This window comes from Bradyrhizobium sp., from assembly GCF_016462955.1.
In the GTDB taxonomy this organism is placed as follows: Bacteria; Pseudomonadota; Alphaproteobacteria; order Rhizobiales; family Xanthobacteraceae; genus Bradyrhizobium.
In genome coordinates, this window is record NZ_JAEMSD010000501.1 from 3,424 (window position 1) to 4,586 (window position 1,163).

A 1,163-nucleotide genomic window follows, 5' to 3' on the forward strand; every position below is an offset into this window, starting at 1 on the left:
CCGGCACACCGCTCTCGCGGCGAAAAACGAATTAGAAAAGCCGGAAATCGCTTTCAAGGGGGCGGGCCCAAAAAAATCTTGGACCGTCGCCCCCCCCCCGCTGGCAGCCCGGACCCTCAGGATCTCAGCGGGTCCCGGGCCGTCTCCGGCGCCAGCAGCGTGGCGATGATCGTGATGATCGACAGCGCGATGATGTAGACCGACACCGCCCAATAGGAGCCGGCCCAGGCGAGCAGCGCGGCCGCAATCAGCGGCGAGAAGCCGCCGCTGAGCGCGGCCGCGACGTTGGCGCCGAGCGAGGCGCCGCTGTAACGCACCTTTGTGCGGAACAATTACGGCATGAAGGCGGCCTTCGGCCCGAACAGCAGCGCATGGGTCAGCGTCATCGTGATGACGAGCGCGAACGTGATCAGCGCCGGATCCCTGGTGTCGAGAAACCAGAACAGCGGAAAGGCCAGCGCCACCGTGAACACGGCGCCGGCCAGATACAGCGCCTTGCGACCGAAGATATCGGACAGCCAGCCGGCAAGCGGCAAAGTCGCGAACTCGACGATGGCGGCATAGACCACGGCATCCAGGATCACCTGCCGTGGCAGGCCGAGCTTCGTCGTGGCGTAGACCACGGTGAACACGGTCAGGAGGTAGGCGAGCCCGACTTCCGACACCGTGATGCCGACGGCGAGGAGAAAGCTGCGCCAGTCGCGGCGGAGCACCTCGAGCACCGGCTGCGCCAGCACCTCCTTGCGCTCGACCACTTCCTTGAAGTGCGGCGTCTCCGCAAGCTTGAGCCGCACGATGAAGCCGACGCCGACGAGCAAGATGCTGATCAGGAAAGGCACACGCCAGCCCCAGCTGAGGAAGTCCGCCTCGGGCAGCTTCGTCATCAATGCGAAGATGCCCGTGGAGGCGGCAACGCCGACGGGAAAGCCGATCTGCACCAGGCTGCCGTACAAGCCGCGGCGTTTTCCGGCGTGCTCGATCACCATCACCACCGCGCCGCTCCATTCGCCGCCCAGCCCGATGCCCTGAACGAAGCGCAGGCAGACGAGCAGGATCGGCGCCCAGATGCCGATCTGGCTATAGGTCGGCAGGCAGCCGATCAGGAAGGTGCCGAGGCCCATTGCGATCATGGTCGCGACCAGCATGGTCTTGCGGCCGAGGCG

Annotated in this window: 1 pseudogene; it reads right to left on the minus strand. The window is 65.9% G+C overall.

Features of this window, described 5'->3' with window-relative positions:
- Positions 1-116: 116 nt before the first annotated feature.
- Positions 117-1,163 (minus strand): annotated as a pseudogene (locus JHD07_RS32860) (MFS transporter); the annotation flags it as partial.